Source organism: Bifidobacterium cebidarum (genome assembly GCF_009193305.1).
Lineage (GTDB): Bacteria > Actinomycetota > Actinomycetes > Actinomycetales > Bifidobacteriaceae > Bifidobacterium > Bifidobacterium cebidarum.
This window is the reverse complement of record NZ_WBVS01000001.1, coordinates 209,723-232,781: the sequence shown is the minus strand read 5'-3', so window position 1 is coordinate 232,781 and position 23,059 is coordinate 209,723. Positions and strand designations below refer to the sequence as shown.

At 58.5% G+C, this 23,059-nt stretch carries 20 protein-coding genes and 1 pseudogene; 15 read left to right on the top strand and 6 right to left on the bottom strand.

From position 1 onward, the window contains the following. The first annotated feature begins 64 nt into the window (after positions 1-64). Positions 65-1,474, top strand: a complete 1,410-nt coding sequence (locus F7D08_RS00925; RefSeq protein WP_152208880.1) for a tyrosine-type recombinase/integrase — start codon at positions 65-67, stop codon at positions 1,472-1,474. A 236-nt stretch (positions 1,475-1,710) separates the two neighbouring features. Here the strand turns inward: F7D08_RS00925 and F7D08_RS00920 are convergent, their stop codons facing one another. From F7D08_RS00920 to F7D08_RS00900, 5 genes are all read right to left on the bottom strand, one after another. Beyond that, positions 1,711-3,006 (bottom strand): P-loop NTPase family protein, encoded by a 1,296-nt coding sequence (locus F7D08_RS00920; RefSeq protein WP_193316128.1) that lies wholly within the window; start codon positions 3,004-3,006, stop codon positions 1,711-1,713. 316 nt (positions 3,007-3,322) lie between these two features. Then, complete coding sequence (locus F7D08_RS00915) at positions 3,323-3,514, bottom strand: hypothetical protein (RefSeq protein WP_152208878.1); 192 nt, start codon at positions 3,512-3,514, stop codon at positions 3,323-3,325. Further along, complete coding sequence (locus F7D08_RS00910) at positions 3,498-3,689, bottom strand: hypothetical protein (protein ID WP_152208877.1); 192 nt, start codon at positions 3,687-3,689, stop codon at positions 3,498-3,500. Before F7D08_RS00910 ends, F7D08_RS00915 begins: the two co-directional genes overlap by 17 nt. A gap of 431 nt (positions 3,690-4,120) precedes the next feature. Further along, complete coding sequence (locus F7D08_RS00905) at positions 4,121-4,420, bottom strand: hypothetical protein (protein ID WP_152208876.1); 300 nt, start codon at positions 4,418-4,420, stop codon at positions 4,121-4,123. A gap of 375 nt (positions 4,421-4,795) precedes the next feature. Next, positions 4,796-5,161 carry a hypothetical protein gene (locus F7D08_RS00900; RefSeq protein WP_152208875.1) on the bottom strand — a complete coding sequence of 122 codons (366 nt, stop codon included), beginning with the start codon at positions 5,159-5,161 and terminating at the stop codon, positions 4,796-4,798. Between the two features lie 286 nt (positions 5,162-5,447). Here F7D08_RS00900 and F7D08_RS00895 point away from each other — a divergent pair, with 286 nt between their 5' ends. Both F7D08_RS00895 and fucO read left to right on the top strand, forming a co-directional pair. Next, positions 5,448-6,119, top strand: coding sequence for a hypothetical protein (locus F7D08_RS00895; protein WP_152208874.1), 672 nt, complete (start codon positions 5,448-5,450; stop codon positions 6,117-6,119). A gap of 136 nt (positions 6,120-6,255) precedes the next feature. Further along, on the top strand, positions 6,256-7,407 hold the full coding sequence (gene fucO, locus F7D08_RS00890; RefSeq protein ID WP_152208873.1) for a lactaldehyde reductase: 1,152 nt from the start codon (positions 6,256-6,258) through the stop codon (positions 7,405-7,407). Positions 7,408-7,546: 139 nt separating this feature from the next. Here fucO and F7D08_RS00885 read toward each other — a convergent pair whose 3' ends face one another. Continuing rightward, a complete protein-coding gene (locus F7D08_RS00885; protein ID WP_152208872.1) occupies positions 7,547-8,473 on the bottom strand; it encodes a glycosyltransferase in 927 nt (308 codons plus the stop codon). A 141-nt stretch (positions 8,474-8,614) separates the two neighbouring features. Between F7D08_RS00885 and F7D08_RS00880 the strand changes: the two genes are divergently transcribed. The 12 genes and pseudogenes from F7D08_RS00880 (at position 8,615) to F7D08_RS00825 (ending at position 23,050) form a co-directional block, all read left to right on the top strand. Next, positions 8,615-10,234 (top strand): AI-2E family transporter, encoded by a 1,620-nt coding sequence (locus tag F7D08_RS00880; protein WP_152208871.1) that lies wholly within the window; start codon positions 8,615-8,617, stop codon positions 10,232-10,234. Continuing rightward, positions 10,234-11,457, top strand: a complete 1,224-nt coding sequence (locus F7D08_RS00875) for a glycosyltransferase family 2 protein (protein WP_152208870.1) — start codon at positions 10,234-10,236, stop codon at positions 11,455-11,457. The genes F7D08_RS00880 and F7D08_RS00875 overlap by 1 nt, the downstream gene beginning before the upstream one ends. Positions 11,458-11,560: 103 nt before the next feature. After that, positions 11,561-12,373 carry an ABC transporter ATP-binding protein gene (locus F7D08_RS00870; RefSeq protein ID WP_152208869.1) on the top strand — a complete coding sequence of 271 codons (813 nt, stop codon included), beginning with the start codon at positions 11,561-11,563 and terminating at the stop codon, positions 12,371-12,373. Further along, positions 12,370-14,034 (top strand): ABC transporter permease, encoded by a 1,665-nt coding sequence (locus F7D08_RS00865; RefSeq protein WP_152208868.1) that lies wholly within the window; start codon positions 12,370-12,372, stop codon positions 14,032-14,034. The genes F7D08_RS00870 and F7D08_RS00865 overlap by 4 nt, the downstream gene beginning before the upstream one ends. Before the next feature lie 23 nt (positions 14,035-14,057). Continuing rightward, a pseudogene (gene dacB / locus F7D08_RS00860) lies at positions 14,058-15,537 on the top strand (D-alanyl-D-alanine carboxypeptidase/D-alanyl-D-alanine endopeptidase). A 26-nt stretch (positions 15,538-15,563) separates the two neighbouring features. Next, positions 15,564-16,670, top strand: coding sequence for a tRNA lysidine(34) synthetase TilS (gene tilS / locus F7D08_RS00855; RefSeq protein WP_152208867.1), 1,107 nt, complete (start codon positions 15,564-15,566; stop codon positions 16,668-16,670). Further along, a complete protein-coding gene (gene hpt, locus F7D08_RS00850) occupies positions 16,657-17,220 on the top strand; it encodes a hypoxanthine phosphoribosyltransferase (protein WP_152208866.1) in 564 nt (187 codons plus the stop codon). The genes tilS and hpt overlap by 14 nt, the downstream gene beginning before the upstream one ends. Further along, entirely contained in the window at positions 17,217-19,310 is a 2,094-nt protein-coding gene (ftsH, locus tag F7D08_RS00845; protein ID WP_152208865.1) for an ATP-dependent zinc metalloprotease FtsH, read from the top strand. Before hpt ends, ftsH begins: the two co-directional genes overlap by 4 nt. A gap of 100 nt (positions 19,311-19,410) precedes the next feature. After that, positions 19,411-19,992: a GTP cyclohydrolase I FolE gene (gene folE / locus F7D08_RS00840; protein ID WP_152208864.1), complete on the top strand. Its 582-nt coding sequence runs from the start codon at positions 19,411-19,413 to the stop codon at positions 19,990-19,992. Positions 19,993-20,075: 83 nt separating this feature from the next. Next, positions 20,076-20,948: a dihydropteroate synthase gene (gene folP, locus F7D08_RS00835; RefSeq protein ID WP_152208863.1), complete on the top strand. Its 873-nt coding sequence runs from the start codon at positions 20,076-20,078 to the stop codon at positions 20,946-20,948. A gap of 27 nt (positions 20,949-20,975) precedes the next feature. Beyond that, complete coding sequence (gene folK / locus F7D08_RS00830) at positions 20,976-22,478, top strand: 2-amino-4-hydroxy-6-hydroxymethyldihydropteridine diphosphokinase (RefSeq protein WP_152208862.1); 1,503 nt, start codon at positions 20,976-20,978, stop codon at positions 22,476-22,478. 41 nt (positions 22,479-22,519) lie between these two features. Then, entirely contained in the window at positions 22,520-23,050 is a 531-nt protein-coding gene (locus F7D08_RS00825; protein ID WP_152208861.1) for a DUF3180 domain-containing protein, read from the top strand. Positions 23,051-23,059 lie beyond the last annotated feature (9 nt).

The following is a 23,059-nucleotide window of genomic DNA, read 5'->3' as shown; positions in this document are numbered from 1 at the left end:
TTAAGCCTGCCAAAACCCCGAAAATCGGGGTTTTTCTTTTTACCCGACGTTTTATCATAGAGGCATGAAAGACACCAGCCTGACGGCCTCGCGGGGCCTCGCTACGCTAACACCAAGCATCACGGTGGTCAACACGCACGGCACAAGAAAGTACCGGGCCTATACCTGCTACCGCACAGCCTCAGGGGACTGGAGACAGATAACGGGGAGTGCGCCCGTACCGGACATACCCGAAGAAGAAAATCCAGCCGTCCACGAAATGGCAAGGTCGATGGCCGTGGCCGCGATGGAGAAGAATATGCGTCGCAAGCTTGCCACCGGCAAGACCGGCACACCGCGCACGCATAAGCTCAGCGAAGCGATAGAGCTTTTCTGGAAGGACAAGACGAAACGCAACGTAAGGGGCAACACACGCTATACGTATGAAAAACAGCTCGCCGCCGTGGGCAAGCGGCTACCGGACAAGAGCATCAGCGCATATAGCACCGCCGAGCTACAGGCCGTCGTGGACGCGATACCAGAAGCGGCCAAGGTACTGAAGAGCATCTATTATCAAGCCGTTCGCGAGGGCTGGATACGAGCGGCGGACGACCCCACGAGGTATCTGCGGATACCCGCTGAGCCGAAAGTGCGCAAGGCTCAAGCGAAGCATACGGAGGACTGGATTAGCAATGCGCCGGGCCTGCTCCTATGGCTAGCCGAACCGGACATAACCGACCCCATGACGGGGGAGACGAAGCCGAACAGATTCCATCGGTTCTACGCGCTATGCCTCATGGAGATGGGAATGGGCCTGCGTCGCGAGGAAGTACTGGGTCTGCAATGGAAGGACGTGGATTTCGACCACCGGCGCGTGAGCGTGGCCGAGCGCGTCATCATCGAAGAGAAGGGCCGGGCCATCGTCAAGACATCCGGAGGCAAGACCGAATCAGCGGCAAGGCTTCTGCCGCTATCGGGAAGGATAGCCGATGTACTGCATGCCAAGCGAGATGCCGAACGGGGCCAACCCGACGATTGGGTTTTCCGTACCGGCAAGGGGACGCACTTCAAGCCGGCATACCTCACGAGCATATGGCAGGAGCTGCTTCTGGCCTATCATAACTGGGCCATACGGGACGACATCACCCGGAGCAAACGGACGGGCAAGCCGCGTCAATGGCCGGACGAAAAGGAAATGACGAAGAAGCAATGGAGCGGTGCATGGTATGGGCCGTGGAAATGGAGGCAACACGACAACCGGCACGTAGCCGAATCCATCATGGAAATGTATTCGGTGGACTGGGCCGTGCGAAAGGACATTCTCGGACATAAGAAAGAGGCTGATGTCACGGCACGGTATACCCATACCACCGAACAGAAGCGCCGGGAGGCCATCGAGCTAATCGACAGCGAGCTAACCCCAAAGGAGCCGGAGGAAAACTACCTCACAGCCGAGGAACTACAGACCATCAAGGAAGAACCCGACTACGACTGACCAGCATCATACGAGCGCGGTACGCACACACCCCGCAACGCGCCGCGCGGGCATCGTCGGCACATGCGGACGCACCGCCGCCGTCCGGCACATCCCCGGCGTTCCGCCTTGCAAGCGGCGGCTCCACGGCGGGGGCACCGGACGGCTTGCGGCACATGCCCGCACACCGCCGCCCCGCGCTATGCGTCACTCTCGCACGGCGTACCGCTACGGCCCGTACGATGCCCCTACGGGGGTTACCCCAAGTCAATCGGGATACCATCAGCATCGACCGCGAACGGCAACGCCGTAGGGCTGGACATATCCACGGGATATGCCTCATCGTTTGCCACCGGCTGAGGCTTCTCAACCGGGGTCGTTTCGGGTTTCTCGACGTACCCATGACCGTCAGCACCCGAGGGGGCTACGCCGGTGGATTCCCCTATCATCGAGCGCAACGATTCATCCGGGAGCGTTTCAATCCACTCAGGGCCTGCGACATGACGAAAGCTAATCGTGTCCCCGTCAGAGCCGAGCGACGCGCACACCGTCGTAATCCTGCGGTTTATCGGTCCCTGTTTCGGCTCGAACTCGTCGTAGCCATACCATCCTGACATTGGCCGATTCGACGTAAAAATCACCGTGGTGTACAACGCATGTTTGTTTGCGTACCGAGCCGTCAGCTCCACGGGATATCTATCCGTCCAGCGCAACACGTCATCGAGTCGCATACGTCCGTCAAAATCCTCGACAATCACCACCGACTCACCCCGGTATGCGTCCCAAGGATGTACGTAATCGGTCAATCGGTATACATCCCTGCCATGCCGTTTACCGTAAAGCCAAGCCCACAGAGATTTGCCTACGCCAGCCTCACCGTATACATAAAGACAATGCACATCACGCATGCCTTTTCCTTTCTCTTTCATCCAAATCTCATAGGCCCGGTCCAAATACTTTGCAAAAGCCAACAACTTCGGGTCTGCCTTCATCAGTTCGTCCGGGTCAGCGCCAGCCAGCACCTTTTTCACTGCATCGTCACGGGTAACTAAATCCGAACGTTTGCCTTGCTGGGGAAATGCGAAGCCGGTCGATTGCCAAGGGCCTTCTATTCGTGTTTCGAGTTTCGAGACATACCGGGCTGCTGCTTCAGGACGACGACACACCTCAATATCCGTTTGGTCTGGGAACATCTTTGCGAAAGTACCGCCATGCATTTGCGGAGTGGCAACGAAAAAGCAATAGTGCCTCATGCCGTTGTATTTGCCGCCGTCCCCGAATAGCCAGACACCATCAGGGGCCTTGGGTCGAGGCCCTTTCTCCCATGCCTTCTTCTCCGGATTCCAAACGGTGGAGCCATCGCCCTCCTCTTTCTGGCCTATCCACGACCATGACGGGTGCCCCTCTAACACATCCGTGATGATACGCACATCACCGCGAACATATTTTGATGGAACCGTAATGAGCCATGCCGACGAGTTCATCACGTGATTCAGCTGCCTAATCTTTTGCTTCGATGGATAACGGATTTCACGCACGAGCGACAAGACCATTCCAAACCTCCTTTTTTGTAGGGAAGTTCCCAACATGCTCAGAACGCCGGAGAAACATATTCATCCAGACCAAGCACACGGTGCATTTCCATGCATATATTTTTTTGTAGGGAAGTTCCCCCGGTTTTGTAGAGAAGTTGCGAAGCCCCGCGAGGCCAATAATTCCAACGGTTTTCACCATTTTGTAGAGAAGTTCCCCGTAAGGTTGCGCGCCCGGCGGCATTCGCCGCCGTCGCGTCTGCGCCCCCTCCGGGGGCTTGACCCCCGCTGACGCGGGGGCCACGGGGAACTTCCCCAGTGTCCACAAATGTGGACATCAGCCCTGCCGGGACCTACGCCAGCTCAGCATGTCGGTGAGCCGGTACCAGCATCGCCCGTTCAGCCGTTGGATGGAGTCACGGAAAACGCCCTGAGCAGTAAGCCGCATAATCTGCGTGTCCGAGACCTCACCCAGCGCGGCGACGTCGGATTGCGAGACGTAAGGCTCGCCGTCAATAATCCTCATCATCGTTCTCACCCCCTTTCCGGTCCCAGTAATCCTTATATGCCTGTTCCCGTTCCCGGCTACGGCCCCAAGCCTCGACCAGCTCGCGAGCGAAAATCCCAATAAAAAGAGCGAGAACCACGCACCATACCGGCACGCGCGTAGACGTAAGCCATTCCAGCACCTCATGCGCTGTCATTGCCCTGCCTCCGAATCTTGCGTAGCCCTCGCCTCGGCCCGCTCTCGTCGCCATCGCTCGTAGCCGTCCCTAGAGACCTCGATACGCTCGCCACGCTCGCCACGCGGGGGTCTATTTCCTCTTCCGTCAGCCCCTCCAGACGGGCGGGGTTCCGTTACATCGAGAGGCTTCTGCTGGGCTTGCAGCCTCGCCAGCTCCCGACGCACCGCCACCCCCACCAACTTCGAGATGGTCATGCCCGGTATCGCCGCAGCCCACATCCTGAGAGCCGAATATGTCGCCGGTTCCAGCCACGCTTTCACGGGCCGCTTTGTCCCGTTCATAGTGAAAATCCTTTCCGTCAATCCAAACAATCGCAACGAAAATCGTTGCCGCCGTTATCGAACCCGCTACGAATCCGATAGCGAAACCTATAAGACCTGCAAGTGTCATCAGTTCCCCCGTCTCCCGTCAGCGAGGGCAAGACCGGCCGCTCGAAGCGCCGCCCTACGTACCTCCTGGAACAACGCCGCGTTGTACGCGACCTCCAGCGGGTCAAAAAGAAACCCCTGACGTACCGCTTCATCAATCGCGTAAAAGTGCGTGATGCCCCAAACGTCATTGACAGCCACATCCGGTGCCCCAGCCCATTTCCAGAAGCGCACGTAATCAATCACGGTCAAACCGGTGCCTTGAAGCGCCTCAGACAAGGGGCAAGGGGCTTGCGTTGGTGACAAGTCTTGAACCGTCATCGTCCCATCCTTCCCTTCCAAAAATCTCCGTGTAATCACCATCGCTCAAAGCATCGGGGCCACCCAGCTCCCCATAGGAGCGAAGCAAAGCGACGTTCCTACGAATGCCTTCAGGTCTGCAAACACAATCCGACTCCGTAGTCACGTCCACGGGCGTAAGACCTATGAAGTCGCCATCGTATGCGTAGACGGTCAACAGGTCTCCCCAAACCGCCTGCCACGCCGCCCGGTATTCATCAGCGGATACGCCCGAGCCTTCCAGCTCCAAGCATTCCTCCAACGGAGCCGCACCACGAGGCCGTGCGAACAATCCAGTCATTTCAAACCTCCCCCATGAGGGGGCGGGGCCGAAGCCCCGCCGACCGGCAAAGCCGGTCACTTGGCAACATCCAAATCATCCACAACGAGCGACCACGCCACGGACGAGTATCCATTACCGGAGGTCTTCACGTACGGGGTCAGAATCACGCTTCCAACTGGGACAAGCTCAGTCAGTTGCGGCCAATCCTTTGCCACACGAGCCTTGACGGAAACGTCGTTAACAACCTGCCAAGTCCCATCAGCTTGCAGAACTTTGACAGCCAAGCCGCGAAGCGGATAAACGGGCTTACCGTCCACAAGCTTCTGCGAGCCGTCCCTATTGGTCTGCGGTTCCGTGCCCTTATAGGACGCGAGAGCAATGAAACGCATCGAAGGAGCAATCGTTCCAGCAGGAACGGTCACACGAGAAAAGCCAGCCATAATAAAGGCTCCCTTCCAAATCATCACGTCGGCCTTTCCGACGTGTCACCGTGTAAATATCGGACACGCGATTTTTCAAAAACCTCGGTGGACCGGGGTTTTCTGCACGACAGAGAATCGTTAACATGTTCGTAACATAAGTTTTACAAATACGTAACATAAGCCTGAAGAAGCAGCTTGCGGAGACATCAAAAACGGGGCCTACGAGGGGGTCTCGGGTGACGAAAAGCCACGGTGGCAGATATTAACTTAGCGAGGCCGGAAAGACCGGCACGGAAAGGCAAACATGAAGACGATACGAATCACGAGCGACCGGGGGCTGGCCTTGCCCCAAGAGCTCGAAGCCGCCTATGAGGAGAGCGCGACCGTGGTCATTCCCGAGGGCATGCCAATGGAGATTGTCCGCGAGGACATTCTGGACGGCGCAACCCGGATTGCAACCGTCGCAATGGAGTGCCTCGGTCTGCCCCTCCTGAGCGAGGACGAAATGCCCACGGAAGATGACAAGCAAAGGTTGCTGGACGTCTTCAATGATTGGGGCTTTGAAGACCGACCAAAAAGCGAACGGGACACATTCGATACGTATAACACCGCCGCCATCCGAGGTACGGGGCCGCTGACATGGGATTGGGACATTTATAGGCCCAGCAAATGGCTTCTATGCCGGTGCCTATCCGCGTGGGTGCTATGCCCCGAAAACATGGTAGGCATCCCCTGCACCGAGGTAGCAATACGCAAGACAAAACGAAAGTGTCCCAAGCTCCGCCTGCCCGCTATGGGAACGAACCAAGCCTACGCCGCCACCGGGATGCTCGACGATGCGGCAAGCTGGATTCGATACGCAAAGAGCCTCCCCGATGCCGAGCTGCAAATGCTGCTCAATAGCGCGGTGGATGACCCCCGGTTTGCCATGCAGCAGCTACGCAAAGCGCGGGGAATAATCGCTGACATTTACTAACACACAACATGCGGGATGTCATACCATCCCGGTCTATAATCATTCGTGAAGGTGTCGTATTCTTTTACCGGACTTTTTACCGGGGAGAATGCGACACCAGCAAAACCCAATGGTTCCAATGCAAAGGAGCATAAAAATGGTCTATCGGATGATTTTCAACCAGACCGCATACTTCGGCCGTGGTGCCATCAAGGAAATCCCCACCGTTGCGAAACAGCACGGGTTCACCAAGGCATTTATCGTCACTGATCCGGTTCTGCTGGAGACCGGCACCGCTGAGAAGGTCACCAAGGTCCTGGACGAGGCAGGCCTGCCATACGAGGTCTTCTCCAATGTCAAGCCGAATCCGCCGGTTGAGTGCATCAAGGATGGCGTTGAGAAGTTCGCTGCATCCGGTGCCGACTTCCTGATCGGCCTGGGCGGCGGCTCCCCGCAGGATACCTGCAAGGGCATCGGCATCATCACCGCGAACCCGGAGTTCTCCGACGTGCTCTCCCTTGAGGGCGTCGCCGACACCAAGAACCCGTCCGTCCCGATTTTCGGCGTGCCGACCACCGCAGGCACCGCATCCGAGACCACCATCAACTACGTGATCACCGACACCGCCAACAAGCGCAAGTTCGTGGCTGTCGACCCGCATGATATCCCGATCGTCGCCTTCGTCGACCCTGATCTGACCGATTCCATGCCACGCGGCCTGAAAGTCGCCACCGGCCTGGACGCCCTGACCCACGCCATCGAGGGCTACATCACCCCGGGCGCTTGGAGCCTGTCCGACTGCCTGTCCATGCAGACCATTCGCATGATCGCCAAGAACCTTGCCAAGTCCGCAGACGGCGACATCCCGGCCGGTGAGCAGATGGCATACGCCTCCTACATCACCGGTATGGCTTACTCCAACGTCGGCCTCGGCTTGGTGCACGGCATGGCCCACCCGCTGGGCGGCCGTCTCGGCGTGGCCCACGGTGTCGCCAACGGCATTCTGCTGGCCCCGGTCATGGAATACAACAAGGACTTCACCGGTGAGAAGTATCGTGACATCGCCGATGCCTTCGGCGTTGAGGACGCCTACACCGGCGACCTCGAGAAGGTTCGTGAAGAGGCCGTGCAGGCCGTCCACAAGCTCACCGTCGATCTGAAGAACCCGACCACCATCTCCGAAGTCGGTGCCACTGAAGCCGATCTCGAGCCGCTGGCCCACGATGCCTTCAACGACGTGTGCACCCCGGGCAACCCGCGCAAGGCCACTGAAGAGGACATCCTCGCCATCTACAAGTCGCTGATGTGATGTTGCGCATGATTCCTTCTTGAAGAGCTTGAAAAGCTTGACGAGCTTGATGAGAAGGAATCAGGCTTGCATAACAAAACTGAGGGAGCCACAGGTATTTGTGGCTCCCTCAGTTGTCTTTAGACCGGTTCGGCGGGTATTACTTCTCGTGTTTCTCGTCGTATTCCTCATCCGTAGGCGTCTCGGCATAGAGCTTCTTGCCCTGTGCCTCAGCCAACTCCATCTGCTCGTTGATCCACGCGGCCTCGGCCGGGTTGATGTCGGCGGTGTTCAACACCTTCTGCCACACCGGGTAGAACAGATGCATCGCCGGGTACATGGCGGTGAACAGAATCTCGGGCTTGTGTTTGCGCCAATGCTGCGGGTGCGCGTTGAACGTGTTCTTGAAACGGCGCATGTAGTTGAGGAACGAGCTCAGCGACGTATCCATGCGTCGGGCACTCATCGCGGCGATCATGCGCGGCGAATACACGGTTTTCAGATCCTTGCCCATCAGATGCAGGGAAATATCAATGTCTTCATGCATCATATCGGCCTTATCTCGGCACACCTCGTCCGCGATCTGATGCCAGGCCGAGGCACGCAGCGCCATATTCGAGCCGAACAGCAACGGCTGACCGCCATCGGCACGGTAGATGCGCTTACGCAGGGAATTGTCACCGCGCAAACCGAAATGGCGTGACGGCATGTCGTAATACATCACTGGCCCCGTGGCACCCATCGCCTCAGGGTCCTCGGTGAAGATGCCGCTGACCACCTCCACCCAATCCGGGCGAATCATGCAGTCGGCGTCGAAGCGACCGAGCACATCACCCGTGGCGTGGTTCAGACCATAGTTACGCGTGGGAATCAGACCCTGCTCATCGTCCTGATGCAGCAATTTGACCGGAGCCTCAGGATGTTCGGCGATGAACTGTTCGACGATCCCGCAGGTGTTGTCGGTGGAGCGATTGTCCACCACCAACACCTCATGCGGCATCACGGTTTGCCTTGTGGCATTCAGCAGGCAATCGCGAATACGTTCGGATTCGTTCCACGCTGGGATGATGATCGAAACGGTAAGCATGGTTCCAAGGATAGAAAAGCGGGTGTACTCCGGCAAACAATCCGGCCCGTTGGCGCGCGGACGGCATGCACATTGCATGAGCATTGCGCGAGCATCTGAAATCGGCCGGCAACATCGAGCCCCTCGCTACAATGGGGAGCCATGAGCGAAAGCGCGCGCAATACCTATGAATCAGGCGCCGGTGATACCACCAGTGCCGCCAATCCACAATCCGGAGCACCCAGAGGGGAGGAAAACCGCATCGACCTGGGTTCTCTGTTCCCCGCCAAAGGCGACCCTCGCAGGCCTCCGGAATGGTTCGGACGCGCGTTGTTCTACGTGGCCATAGCCATTGTGGTGTTCAGCTTCTGTTGGCGTTCCTGGGGCAGCATCTCCTATCTGGTGCTCGATATCATCATTTCCCTGTTCATCGCATTGGCCATCGAACCGTTGGTGCTGGCTTTGGTGGAGCATGGCTGGAAGCGTGGCGCGGCATCCGCCACCGGCATGGTGGGGCTTGCCATCATCATCTGTGTGCTGCTCACCCTGTTCGGCAATATGTTCGTCTCACAGGTCATCGCCATGGTCAGCGGACTGCCGGCCATGTATGAGCAGATTCGTGAATTCATCGGGCAATATAGCACGTTCGAACTGCCTGAAATCAACAGTCTTGGCTCGGAAATTCTCAATAACATCCAGACGTCCTGGGTCACCGACTTCGCAGGCACCGCCATGAGCACGGTAAGCGGGCTGATGGGCTTCCTGCTGAACCTCATGACCGTGATTATGACCACGTATTACATTTCCGCAGCCGGCCCGAAACTGCGCCGTTCGTTCTGCCGTTGGCTCGCTCCCAACACCCAGCGCCGATTCCTGTTGGTGTGGACCGTGGCGCAGGACCAGATTTCGTCCTTCCTGTTCTCCCGCTCAATCCTGGCATTGATTAATGCAGCCTGCACCGCGATTTTCCTCGAGGTGCTGCAAGTGCCGTATTGGCTGCCGTTGGCCCTGTTCTGCGGCGTGGTTTCCCAGTTCATTCCGACGGTGGGCACCTATATCGGTGGCGCTTTGCCGGTGCTGTTCGCCTGGGGCAATCGTGGATGGACGTACGCGCTCGCCGTGCTGGTGTTCATCATCATCTATCAGCAGATCGAGAACCTGATTCTTTCCCCGAGGATCTCCCAGCGCACGATGGACATCAATGCCGCCCTGGCCTTCCTCGCCGTCCTGGCGTTCGGCTCGCTGTTCGGAGCTTTGGGTGCCTTCCTCGCTTTGCCGGTCACGGCTTCGATCCAGGTGATTTTCCGTGCCTACACCAGGCGGTACGAGCTCGTCGATTCGCCGCTGATGTATGACCCGGTACCCGAGAAGAAGTCCAGGATCGTGGAGGCTTCCGAGGCGTTCGGCGAACACGTGCTGCATCCGATTGGCGAGCATGTGCCGCGCGCCGCCAAAGGCTCGACCAAGAAAGTGCCTATGGATGAGGAGCTGCGCAGATTGCAGCAGGAACTGTACGCCCTTGAACAGGGAGGTCCTTTGCTTCCCGAGGATGATGAGTCCGCTACAGTGGCGATTCCGAAGCACGTGCTTTCCGGCAATGCTTCGGGCATGGCAAAGCCTGGTTTGCGAGGTACCGAAGAAGCCAAGGAAGCCGAAGACGGGCGGACCGCAACGCCATCGACCGCTGAGTCGACCAACAAACATGCGAACGGAGTTGATGTGAGCAAATCGGACGAGGCCAAGTCCCCCGCCAGCAGCAACCCGAGAGCGGGGTGGCGCTGATGACGCTGCTCTCTGTGCTTGATGTGCTGCTGTTCATCGTCGGCGGTGCCGGCATGGTGTATCAGGGCGTGTGCATTGTGATGTCCCTGTTCGCCAAGCCCGTGCGATTCCCCGACGCGCCGATGACCAACCGATATGCCGTGCTGATCTCCGCCAGGAATGAGGAGAACGTCATCGGCAACCTCATCGATTCGATTCATGCGCAGACCTACCCGTCCTCGCTGATCGATATTTGGCTGGTGGCCGACAACTGCACCGATCACACCGCCGATGTGGTCCGTGCCCGCGGCTGCCATGTGCTGGAGCGTCACAATATGGAGCAGATCGGCAAAGGATATGCGCTGACCTATCTGCTGAACCATATGCTGGAAACCGGTGCGGCCGATGATTATGCCGCCTATTTCGTCTTCGATGCCGATAACAAGCTCGATAAGCACTACTTCGAAGAGATGAACAAGGGCTTTAGCGCCGGCTTCAAGATCTTGACCAGCTACCGCAATTCAGTGAATCTCGCCGACAATTGGGTGTCTTCCGGTTCCGCGCTGTGGTTCATCCGCGAATCGCGATTCCTTTCCAACTCCCGCATGATTCTGGGCTCCTCCTGCCACGTGGGTGGTACGGGATTCATGTTCTCCTGCGATGTCATGAAGCGCAACAGGGGATGGAAGTTCCATCTGCTGACCGAAGATCTCGAGTTCACGATGGATTCGATTCTGCATGGCGATCGCATCGGGTATTGCGGCAATGCGATCCTTTACGATGAGCAGCCGGTGACGTTCGCGCAAAGCTGGCGTCAGCGCTTGCGTTGGAGCAAGGGCTTCCTGCAGGTATTCCGTTACTATGGTCCCGCGTTGCTCAAACGCGCGGTACGTGAACGTGACTTCTCCTGCATCGATTTCACGTTGATGCTCTGCCCGTTCACCGTGCTCGGCGTGGCACGCGTCATCATGGGTGCGTTGTTCGCGGCATTCGGTTTTGTGAGCTGGACGAGCCAATGGCAGTCTTTGGTGGGGTGGTCGAACGGCATCATCACATCCGTGCTCGGCCTGATGGCGCTCGCCGCATTGACCATTATCGTTGAGCGCGACCAAATCGGCGCTTCCAATAAGGAATTGCTGGCATACGTACTGAGTTTCCCGATCTACATGCTCAGCTACGTACCGATTTCCTTCCAGGCGATTTTCGCCAAGGCTCAGTGGAAGCCGATTACGCATAAGGGCTGAGCTGTCCGGTTTCCGGACCGGCACGAATTCGGGCCGGAAACCGACCGCTGTGTCTTCTTCGACAAAGCGTGGCATTCGAGTGCTTATAGGCTAGAGTGAGTTTATGAGCATAGACAACATGCAGGGGAATGTTGCATTTCCGCCGAATCCACATGCAGCGGTGTCCATCCGGGGTTTGTTCAAACGCTTCGGCAACAACATCGCGGTCAATGGGCTATCGCTTGATATTCCAGTGGGTTCGTTCTATGGCCTCGTAGGGCCGAATGGCGCAGGCAAGACCACCACGCTCAACATGGTCACCGGATTGCTGACTCCGGATGCGGGTCTCGCCATGATTCTTGGCGCCGATGTTTGGCGGAACGTGAATGCCGCCAAACGGATCATCGGCGTGATGCCGCAGCCCGATCAGATCTTCGACCGTCTGACCGGGCTGCAGCTCCTGGTCTACGCAGGCATGCTACGTGGCATGAAGCGCACCGAAGCCACGGCTCGCGCTCGTGATCTGCTTGCCGCCTTCGACCTCAATGCCGCCGCCGGCACCATGGTCACCGATTATTCGGCCGGTATGACCAAGAAAATCTGCTTGGCTTCGGCCATGATTCATAGCCCGCGCATTCTGGTGCTCGATGAGCCGTTCGAATCGGTGGATCCGGTATCCAGCGCCAATCTCAAAGACATTCTCATCGAGTATGCGCGCACTGGCGGCACAGTGATCATCTCCTCGCATGTCATGGCTTTGGTGGAAAAGATGTGCACGCATGTGGCCGTAGTCAACAATGGGCAGGTTTGCGCCGCCGGCACCATCGATCAAGTGGCTCAAGGCGAAGACTTGGAAGACCGGTTCCTGCAGCTGGTCGGAGGCCGTCATGAGGCCGCGCATTTGTCTTGGCTGGATGGCGGAAAGGCCCTCGCATGACTACCGCGCTGACATTGGTACGATTGCGCTGGGCGCTGACATGGGCCACATTGCGCAAATCGGTGTGGCAGACCGTCGCCTATGTGCTCGCCTTGATCATTGCCGTGGCAACGGTGGTGGGCACAGCCATGGGCGCATGGTTCATCGGCGATTCGGACCATATGGCGGCCAGCGGCGTGCTGCCTGCCGATTATGGGGCGTTCGCCTTCATTCGTGGGTTCATCGTTATTTTCGGTGCCGTGATCACTGTGGCCACGGTGTTCGTTCAATTCATGATGTTCGGCGACGGCTCCAGCATGAGTCCCAGGAAATTCGCGCTGTATGGTATCCCGGACCGCAAACTGCACCTGGGACTTCTACTTGCCGGCATGTGCGGTCTGCCGGCCATCACCGGCGTACTTGCCCTGATGCTGTGGACGCTGGCCTACCGTCGTATGGGCCCCGCGGTCATCATCACCTCGCTGATATCGGCGGTGCTCGCCGTGTTCACCATTATCAGCCTATCCAAGCTGTTGCTGTCACTGCTGAGCACCTTGATTACCTCAAAGCGCGGCAAAGCAACGTTCTATATAGTCTCTGTGCTGGGATTCGTGGGGTTGTGCCAATTGCCGAACATCATCGTGAACTCCGATGCCTTGCGTGAAGCCACGGCCGCCGAACGCGGTGCCGGACTTCGCCTGTTCGCGGACGTCACGGCTTGGACGCCTTTTGGAGCGGCTTTCCAGCTGCCGTTCGATGCGGCACGAGCGGATCTGCCGGCATTGGCGGGTCACATGCTGGTGTTGGCGCTCACCTGGGCGGTGTGCTTCGCGGGCTGTTTGTGGTGCTTGAAGTACGAACGCGAAACCACCGGTGCTGCATCGCGCACGATCAGCATTGCGGGGTTGGGCGCCTTTACACGCATGCCGGATTCCATCTCCGGAGCCATATCGGCGCGACTGATCACGTATCTCAAGCGCGATCCTCGCCAAGCACTGTTGTTCGTCATGCCACTGTTCTTCGTGGTGATTTTCGCGGTACAGGCACATGGGGAAAGTCTGGCTATCTGGTCGTCATTGATCACCACCGGCTGGCTGCTTTCCATTGCGGAAAGCAACGGCATCGCGTATGACGGTCGTGGATTCACGATGCAGGTGATTGCGGGCGTCTCTGGCATACAGGACCGTGTCGGGCGTGTGCGAGTGTATGCGAGCATCGCGTTGGCATATCTGACGGTGTTGAGCATCGTGTTGATGATTGTTACCGGTGACTGGACTCGTTCTCGGGGCCTGATGATTGCTCTGCTGTTCTGGTCGTTGGGCATTGCCGTGGCATTATGCGGCATTGGCATGGCGGAGGTCACTTCGACCATACTGATGTATCCGGTGTCTTCGATGGATAAACCATTCTCGTCGCCTCAAGGGCGGGCCATGGCGCAGGGGCTCTTCCCGTTCGTCTATCTGATCGGCACCTTCGTGCTATTGCTTCCCACCGGTGTAGTTGCTTTGATATTGGCCGTCATCGGTGCTATTGATACGATGTTCTGGCTGCTGATCCCTATTTCGCTGCTGAACGGTGTGGGCATGTTGGTGCTGGGGGCATGGCTGGGCGGTAAGCTGATGGATGCGCGAATGCTATCGATTGTTACGACACTTGATTCGTTCGCCTCACTGCAGCATTGACGGCACATAGGGAGAAACAGGGTATGGTCGTGGCGAAGTCACAGGGCAATGGGCGCACGTCCAGACGCAGCAGAGCCAGCCGGCATGTCACCGTTGCGATCTCCTCATTGCTTACCGTCGCATTATTCGCCGGATACTGCATTGCTGATATCGCGGACGTCGCTCCCGGCATGCTGACCATGAAGCCGGTCCCCGACGTCAGCTTCGCCAAACCCGCTACCGCGAACGCCGGCGAAACCATCGTTGCGCAGGTCGATCTCAGCAAATCAATCAATGCCGGTCAAGCCACAAGCCTTGTAAACGAGCTGTTATCCACACAAGGCGTGGGCCAAGACGTTTCCGTGATCATCCAGGATGCGCAAGGCCGCACCGCTGCCGAACATGAGGCTGATACGCCACGCGAACCGGCATCCACAATGAAAACGTTGACCGCTTTGGCCGCATCCGCCACGCTGAACATGGCTTCCACGCTTGATACGCAAACGTTCATCTCGACAGATGATGAGCGCACTGTGGTGACGCTTAAAGGCAATGGCGACATGCTGCTGTCTGCAGACGTATCCGATTCCGATCATGTCAATGGCCGTGCCGGGCTGGTGACCCTGGCCCAGGCCACTGCCGCCGCGCTCGCCCAGCGAGGCATCGGCAGCGTCGAGCTTCACTATGATGACACGTTGTTCGGTGAGAATCGCATCCCGCAAGGGCTTGAAGACGGCGGTTCGGTATCAGGCGACTACACGATGTACTACACGCCGGTCTCCTCGATGGCCATCGACGGCGGGCGTCAATATTCGGATGCCTTCCCCGCCCCAAGCGATCCTGATGATTCGGCCGGATACCCTGAGCTGTCGCAGCATACGGCCATTGACGTCGCACAGCGGTTCGCGCAGCTGATGCAGGACAATGGCATCACGGTGAATGGGGAGCCGACCGCGGCCGCCGCTCCGAGCGACGCCAGCCCGGTGGCCTCGGTGAGTTCCGCGACGCTGTCCGAGATTCTCGCCTATACGCTGCGTCATTCGGACAATACATTGGCCGAGGAGTTCGGCCGTCTGACTGCGCTCGCCAAACAAGATGTGCCCAATAGCCCTGAAGGCGGCACACAAGCGGTGCGTGCGGCGCTGCAGGAGCTTGGCGTCGATACTGCAGGACTGATGATGGCGGATTGTTCCGGGTTGTCCGATGGTTCGCAGCTGACCGTGCGCACGTTGGTATCCGTGCAGCAGCGCAATCTGAAGACCGGTGTTGGTGCCCCGGCTGCGGAAGGATTGTCGATCACCGGCCTGGTCGGCACCGCGGCGGACCGTTACACCGACGATAAGGCAGCTGGCCTTATTCGCGTCAAAACAGGCAGTCTGACGCATGTGACGTCCATGACCGGCAATGTCTCCCGGCTGGGGGGGAGGAGTTCTGGCCTTTGCGGTAGTGGTGAATAATCCCGAGGATTATGAGGCCGCCCGAAATGCCATCAATAGTTTCATTACGAAACTTGTCGATTTGTGATCGGCAGGGGACCGATAAGGACTGATATGGCGTATTCATCTCGGCTGCGTAAAGCCGTTGGCGCAGTGCGCGCCGCCCTGGCCGATATTGGTTTGGAGCGGCAGTCACCGCGATTTGCGAGGCATGGTGAACATGAGCCGTTGGGGGATGCTCCCTTGGTGTTGGTCGCCTGTTCGGGCGGGCGGGACTCCATGGCTCTGGCTGCAGTGGCCCGGATCGTATGTGCGTCGTTAGGGCTGCATTGCGGTGCCGTCATCGTCGATCATCAGCTGCAGGACGGTTCCGATGACGTGGCCGCGAACGCTGCGGGGAACTGCCGCAATCTTGGTCTTGATCCGGTGCTTATTCGCCATGCGAATGTACGTGATGCAGGCAAGGGTGTGGAGGCTGCGGCCAGGGAGGCGCGGTACCGGGAATTATGCGCCGCCTCGCGTGACGCGCACGCCGCTTGCGTGTTGCTCGCCCATACGATGGATGATCAGGCGGAGACCGTGCTACTCGGGCTTTTGCGCGGCTATGGGCTGGATATGGTAGCCGGCATGCCTGCGGTCACCATACGTGAGCAGGTACTGTTCGTGCGCCCGTTGCTGGATCTTACACGCGACGAGACTACCGGCATCTGCAGGGAGGATCTGCACCTGGACTATTGGGATGACCCCACGAACGGCGATGACGCGGATGGCCCGTTGCCGAGAACCTATCCGCTTCGTTCCCGAATCCGCCATGATCTGCTGCCGGCCATCGAACGGTTCGCCGGCGGTGATGTCATTCGCCATCTGGCCGGTAATGCACGCCTGATCCAATCGGATAAGGAGTATCTCGATCGCCAGGCCGACCGTATCGCCGCCCGTAGCGTGACCATCATCGCTGATGCCGGATCGGAGGGCGGCGCGGCCGTAACCATTGATGCGAAAGCGTTGGGGAACGAGCCACGCGCAATGCGGCTTCGCGTAGTGGCGCATGCCCTGAGTCAGGCCGCAATCGAAGTCAGCGCGATCCAGATCGAAGCCATCGATCAATTGGTGGTGAATTGGCATGGGCAGTCAGCTGTGAATCTTCCCAGAGGATATTCAGCGAACCGCAAGAAACACGTCATTCGCGTGTGCCAAGATAGAGCGCATGCGAATCGCTGACGTTAAGGAAGATATTGACCACGAGCTGGTCAGCAGAGAACAGATTGATGCCAAAATCCATGAGATGGCCGCGCTGGTAAGCGAGGATTATCGAGACAAGGATCCGCTGGTTGTCGCGGTGTTGAAGGGTGCCGTGAACACATTGGTGGCATTCACCGAAGCCTTGAGCATTCCAGTGCAGATCGATTTCATGAGTCTGTCCAGCTACGGTTCCGGTACCGAGTCAAGCGGCACCGTGACGGTTCGTCAGGATCTGTCTGCCGATGTTCGCGGCCGGCACATTTTGATTGTGGAAGATATTATCGATTCAGGACGTACGCTCGCATGGCTCGTTGAAGAACTGAAGCGTCGCGGCGCGGCCTCGGTGGAAGTGTTCGCATTGCTGAACAAGCCTTCGCGCCGGGAGGTCGACGTGGACGTGAAGTACCCGGGGTATGAAATCCCGGACGAATTCGTTGTGGGCTTCGGCCTGGACTATGACGAACGCTACCGCAACCTCGAATCGATCGCGGTGCTGAAGCCGTCCGTTTACCAAGGAGAACAAGCATGAGCTTCCCCCAGGGACCTGGGCAGGGCAACGGAAACAATCCGAACCCTAACAACCGTAATAACGGCAACCCGTTCACCAACCCGTTCAAGCGCGGTGACGATGGCAACAAGAAGAACGGCGGCAACGAGAACCGTCCGGTCTGGCAGTCTCCGTGGCTGTGGGGCGCGGTGCTTGTGGTCATGGCCGTGCTGATGTTCCAGATGTTCTCCACCGGCGCCACCAAAACCATTGACACCAAGGACGGTTTCGCGCTGCTGAAGCAGGGCAAGGCCACCTACGCCGAGATCACCGATAACAAGCAGGTGGTGCGCCTCGAACTCAAGGATGACTTCTCCAAGAAGAATCCGGACACCGGCAAGACCACCAATTACGGCAAGGACGTGCAGTTCTACTACACCTTCGCCCAGGGAGCGCAGGTGGCCAAGGCCGTGGAAGACGGTGATCTGGAGAAGGGCTGGACCTCCAACATCGAACAGACCAGCATGCTGAGCTATCTGGTCACTTCGATTCTGCCGTTCATCATCTTCTTCGCGCTGTTCTGGTGGCTGATGAGCCGCATGGGCGGCGCCGGTGGCATGCTCGGCATGGGCGGCAAGAAGAACAACGGCAAGCTGCTCGAGGGGCAGACGCCTACCACCAAGTTCTCTGATGTGGCCGGCGAAGACGAGGCACTTGCCGAAGTCGAGGAGATCAAGGACTTCCTCAAGGACCCGGCCAAGTACAAGGCGTTGGGTGCCCGTATCCCTCGCGGCGTGCTGCTCTATGGCCCTCCTGGAACTGGTAAGACCCTGCTGGCTCGAGCCATTGCAGGCGAGGCCGGCGTGCCGTTCTATGCAATGGCCGGTTCGGACTTTGTCGAGATGTTCGTGGGTCTTGGTGCCTCCCGTGTGCGTGACCTGTTCGATGAGGCCAAGAAGAACGCTCCGGCCATCATCTTCATTGATGAGATCGATGCCGTGGGGCGCAAGCGTGGATCCGGCATGGGTGGCGGCCATGACGAACGCGAGCAGACGCTGAACCAGCTGCTCGTGGAGATGGATGGTTTCGACAACGACACCAACCTGATCATCATCGCCGCGACCAACCGCCCCGATGTGCTCGATTCCGCACTGCTTCGCCCGGGTCGTTTCGATCGTCAGGTGGGTGTGGCCGCACCTGATTTGGAAGGTCGTGAGGCAATCCTTAAGGTGCACGCCAAGGGCAAGCCGTTTGTGCCGGATGTCGATTTGCACATGGTGGCCGTGCGTACGCCGGGCTTCACCGGTGCCGATTTGGCCAACGTGCTGAACGAAGCTGCGTTGCTATGCGCCCGTGCCGGCGCCCAGCTCATCGACAACCGCGCCATCGACGAGGCCATCGACCGTGTGCAGGCCGGTCCTCGCCGCAAGTCCAAGGGCATGGCGCTTGAGGAGCTGCGCAACACCGCATACCACGAGGGTGGCCATGCTTTGGTGGCGGCGGCTCTCAACAACACCGACCCGGTGACCAAGGTGACCATTCTGCCGCGTGGCCGTGCGCTGGGCTACACCGCTGTGATGCCGACCGCCGATCGCTACTCGCAGTCTCGCAACCAGCTGCTCGATCAGATGGCATACGCGATGGGTGGCCGTACCGCCGAGGAGATTGTGTTCCACGATCCGACCACCGGTGCTTCGAACGATATCGAGAAAGCTACGAAGATCGCCCGCACCATGGTGGTTGAATACGGTTTCTCCGATAAGCTCGGTGCCATCAAGTGGGCTGATGATGATGACCAGACCACGGTGATGGACGGTTTGGCTCCGCGCAAGTATTCCGATCGCACCGCTGAAGTGATTGATGAGGAAGTGCTGAAACTGGTGGAAACCGCTCACACCGAGGCGTGGAACATCATCAACGACAACCGTGAGATTCTTGACGAACTGGTTCGTCAGCTGCTCGTCAAGGAAACATTGGACGAAAAGGAACTCGCTCAGATCTTCGCCCCGATTAAGAAGGCGCCGGAACGTGAAGTGTGGCTCTCCAACGAGCGTCGCCCCGATTCCGATAAGCCTCCGGTGGAGATTCCCGAGAGCCTGAAGCGCTCGGCAGGCATCAAGCCTGGAGAGTGATCGCCGTTGCGAAAGAAGCCCGTGGTCTGACTGTGCTGTTGCATAGCCAGACCACGGGCTTGCTCAATTGACTGGTACTTGGAATATATGAGGAGAGCAGATGACTGAGGAGAACGTAGGCACCTACGATGAGGAAGGCGTGCGCGAGGCCGTTCGCCTGTTCCTGAAGTCAATTGGTGAGGACCCGGATCGTGAGGGCCTGGTGGAAACGCCGGACCGTATCGCACGAGCTGGCCGCGAATTGTTCGCCGGCCTCCATGCCTCGCCGGCGGATGTGCTGGAAAAGCACTTTGACGTGGACACCGACGAGCTGGTGCTGGTCAAGGATATTGAATTGTATTCCGTATGCGAACACCATCTGCTGCCGTTCCATGGCGTGGCCCATGTGGGATATATTCCGGCCAAGGATGGTGTGATGGGTTTGAGCAAGCTGGCACGCTTGGTGGAAGTCTATGCTCGCCGCCCGCAGGTGCAGGAGAGACTTACCCAGCAGATCGCCGATGCGCTGGTGGACTATGCCGGTGCGCGCGGCGTGATCGTGGTGACCGAATGCGAGCATCTGTGCATGTCGATGCGCGGCATCAAAAAGTCCTCCGCCCGGACGGTGACCTCCGCGGTGCGCGGTCTCTTGCGCAATCCGGCCACCCGAGCCGAAGCCATGAGTCTTATTCTGGATAAGTAATCACTCTGCCCCCTCTGACGAGGGGACTCCCGGCGAAGCCGGGTGGGGGAGAGACTGAATACCAATAGAAGGGGAAAATAACAATGACCGATTTGCAAGCATTGCATGACGCATCACAGACGTTGGTGATGGGCGTGCTCAACATCACCGAGGACTCCTTCTCGGACGGCGGCCTCTGGCTTGACCCGGACAAGGCGGCGCAACACGGCCGCGACATGATGGCGTCCGGTGCAGACATCATCGATATTGGTGCCGAATCTACGCGCCCTGGTGCTAAGCGTGTGTCCGAGCAGGATGAGCTGTCTCGTATCACTGGTGCCGTCCATGCGCTGATCCCGGCCGGAGCGGTGCTCTCCATCGACACCACACGCGCCTCGGTAGCCTCTGCAGCTCTTGAAGGCGGTGCGCAGATCATCAACGATGTTTCCGGCGGAACCTTGGACCGCGAGCTGCCGCACGTGGTGGCTGACCACGATTGCCTGTACATCGTGCAGCATTGGCGCGGCTGGCTGGCCGGCTCCAAGGGGGCCAACCCTGATCAGGATACGTCCATCTACGAGAATGGCGTGCTGACCGACGTGCACGATGAACTGATGCGTCAGGTGGATGATGTACTGACGGCAGGAGTCAAGCCTGAATGCATCATCATCGACCCAGGTCTGGGCTTCTCCAAGCCGGGCATCGAGCACAATCTGCCACTGCTGGTCGGGCTCGACACATTCCGCTCGACCGGATACCCGGTGCTTATCGGGCAGTCCCGCAAGCGTTTCATTTCCGCAATGTTGGCTGACAATGGCATCGCAGAACCTACAATGGCTCAGCGTGATGATGTGACCGCCGCGTTGTCCGCGTTGAGCGCCGAACATGGCGCGTGGGCCGTGCGCGTGCACGACGTGGCCAAGAGCCGTGCAGCCGTCATCGCGGGCAACATCTGGCGCCAGTACGGCGCAAAGTAGCTGCTTGAGAACAACTAGGAACCGATTATGGACACCATTACACTCACGGGCGTAAGCGCCAACGGTACTCATGGCGTGCTGGATTTCGAGCATCAGCGTGCGCAACCGTTCATCGTTGATGTCACGCTGTATCTTGATCTCCTTGCAGCCGGACAGTCCGATGCCTTGGACGACACGGTTGATTACGGCCGTGTGGCCAAGAGCATCGTGGCGGTGATTGAGGGCGAGCATGTGGATCTGATCGAGAAGCTGGCCCAGAGCATCGCCGAACGCATCCTTGAGATTCCGCAGATTGTTAAGGTCGACGTCACCGTGCACAAGCCGCATGCGCCGATTACTGTGCCGTTTGCTGATGTGGCGGTATCCATCACCCGCGTTCATGATGCTCAGGGTGCAGTGGTTCCGGAATATATGGGCCGATCCGATGCCGTAGATGCCGTGCAGGAAGCTGTTGCGCAATCCATCGCACAGCCGGCAGTGCATCATGCGGTGGTGGCCTTGGGCGGCAATATCGGTGATGTGGAGTCCACCTTGCGCGCAGCGGTACGTGAAATGGATGGATTGCCGGGCACGCAGGTCGCCGGCATTTCACCGCTGTATCGCACGGCTGCATGGGGCATGGCTGATGACACGCCTGATTTCCTGAACGCGGTGGTTGAGCTCGAAACCACGTTAGGCAGTCATGAGCTATTGGCCGCATTGCAGGGCATCGAGCGCGTGCACGGCCGCAACCGCGAGAATCATTGGGATTCGCGTCCTCTCGACCTCGACATCATCGACTTTGACGGCATTACCAGCGCGGACCCGGATTTGTCGTTGCCGCATCCGCGTGCATGGCAACGTGCGTTCGTACTGGCGCCTTGGCTGGCCTTGAACCCCACCGCCCGACTTGCGGGTGCTCACGGCGGATTGGTATCGGATCTACTGACTGCGGCTGCGGATCGCGATGCCGTGCGACTGGACAGTGAGGATTGGATGCTTTCGGGGCATGCTGCCAATGCGGCTGACGATGCTGTGAAGCATGGCGCTGTTGATAAGCATCGTCAAGAAATTGCAGCTCCTGTCTCCCGTAAAGCCGTGATTTCCATGGACTCCGCCGATCATGACGCCGAGCGCTTGTTCCGTGAAGCCATCGTTTCCATTGACAGCATTCCCGGAAACCAAGTGCAGGGTATTTCACCGTTGTATCACGTCAGCCATTTCGATGGTCCGGACGCGTTGAGCGCGGTCATTCAGGTCGAGACCAAGCTGTCCGCAGTTGATTTGATTGCGGCGCTCGGCAGTGTCGAAGCCGCCCACGAGGGTGTGATCGACCTTGATCTTGTGGATATGGATGGCGTCACATCGGATACGCCGGCCTGCCGAGTGCCGTGGCCATCCGCCAAGAATCATGCCTCCGTATTGGCTCCGTGGATGGATATGGATGCCGAAGCCACGTTGGGGTCGGAGCCGGTGTCGTTCCTGCTGGCCATGGCGCCGGATGCCGGACAGGTAGGCATGCTGTCGGATAACTGGATCATGGGTAAGTGAGCCTACACGACACACGATTCACAACATGCAAGGAGAATGACGTGAAAGTACGCCGAACACCATGGTGGCAGTACGTGATTGGTGCTGTACTGGGTCTGCTCGCCGGTATGGGACTCGCCTCGTATGGCGAGCGGTCCGGATTGTCTCTGATCGGCACCCCGTGGGTGGTGGCCGGTCTGCTTGCCGTGCTGGGGGCGATTGTGCTGATCTTGGCATTGCAGGTGCATAAGTATGCGAACACCGATCCGAAGAAGCGCCCGCATAGCTTCATCAATCCAACCGTTGCCGTGAACACGTTGGTGCTTTCCAAGGCATTGGGACTTGCTGGCGCCACGCTTGCCGGATGGTATGTGGGGCAGATTTTGATGAGCGTCAGTCACTTTGAAGCGCCGTTCTATCACGACGCCATCATTGAATGCGCGGTATCAGCAGTGATTTGCGTCGCGGACATGGTTATCGGCATTATCGGTGAATGGCTTTGCCAGCTGCCGCCGAACGAAGGTCCCGAGAATCCCAAGATCGCCGAGGCCAAGCGACGCCAGGAAGTCTCCCCGGCCTACCGTAATCGGTAACATCCCTGC

Coding starts and splice junctions, on each gene's coding strand:
- F7D08_RS00925 (WP_152208880.1), top strand. CDS start 65: ATGAAAGACACCAGCCTGACGGCCTCGCGGGGCCTCGCTACGCTAACA.
- F7D08_RS00920 (WP_193316128.1), bottom strand. CDS start 3,006: ATGGTCTTGTCGCTCGTGCGTGAAATCCGTTATCCATCGAAGCAAAAG.
- F7D08_RS00915 (WP_152208878.1), bottom strand. CDS start 3,514: ATGATGAGGATTATTGACGGCGAGCCTTACGTCTCGCAATCCGACGTC.
- F7D08_RS00910 (WP_152208877.1), bottom strand. CDS start 3,689: ATGACAGCGCATGAGGTGCTGGAATGGCTTACGTCTACGCGCGTGCCG.
- F7D08_RS00905 (WP_152208876.1), bottom strand. CDS start 4,420: ATGACGGTTCAAGACTTGTCACCAACGCAAGCCCCTTGCCCCTTGTCT.
- F7D08_RS00900 (WP_152208875.1), bottom strand. CDS start 5,161: ATGGCTGGCTTTTCTCGTGTGACCGTTCCTGCTGGAACGATTGCTCCT.
- F7D08_RS00895 (WP_152208874.1), top strand. CDS start 5,448: ATGAAGACGATACGAATCACGAGCGACCGGGGGCTGGCCTTGCCCCAA.
- fucO (WP_152208873.1), top strand. CDS start 6,256: ATGGTCTATCGGATGATTTTCAACCAGACCGCATACTTCGGCCGTGGT.
- F7D08_RS00885 (WP_152208872.1), bottom strand. CDS start 8,473: ATGCTTACCGTTTCGATCATCATCCCAGCGTGGAACGAATCCGAACGT.
- F7D08_RS00880 (WP_152208871.1), top strand. CDS start 8,615: ATGAGCGAAAGCGCGCGCAATACCTATGAATCAGGCGCCGGTGATACC.
- F7D08_RS00875 (WP_152208870.1), top strand. CDS start 10,234: ATGACGCTGCTCTCTGTGCTTGATGTGCTGCTGTTCATCGTCGGCGGT.
- F7D08_RS00870 (WP_152208869.1), top strand. CDS start 11,561: ATGAGCATAGACAACATGCAGGGGAATGTTGCATTTCCGCCGAATCCA.
- F7D08_RS00865 (WP_152208868.1), top strand. CDS start 12,370: ATGACTACCGCGCTGACATTGGTACGATTGCGCTGGGCGCTGACATGG.
- tilS (WP_152208867.1), top strand. CDS start 15,564: ATGGCGTATTCATCTCGGCTGCGTAAAGCCGTTGGCGCAGTGCGCGCC.
- hpt (WP_152208866.1), top strand. CDS start 16,657: ATGCGAATCGCTGACGTTAAGGAAGATATTGACCACGAGCTGGTCAGC.
- ftsH (WP_152208865.1), top strand. CDS start 17,217: ATGAGCTTCCCCCAGGGACCTGGGCAGGGCAACGGAAACAATCCGAAC.
- folE (WP_152208864.1), top strand. CDS start 19,411: ATGACTGAGGAGAACGTAGGCACCTACGATGAGGAAGGCGTGCGCGAG.
- folP (WP_152208863.1), top strand. CDS start 20,076: ATGACCGATTTGCAAGCATTGCATGACGCATCACAGACGTTGGTGATG.
- folK (WP_152208862.1), top strand. CDS start 20,976: ATGGACACCATTACACTCACGGGCGTAAGCGCCAACGGTACTCATGGC.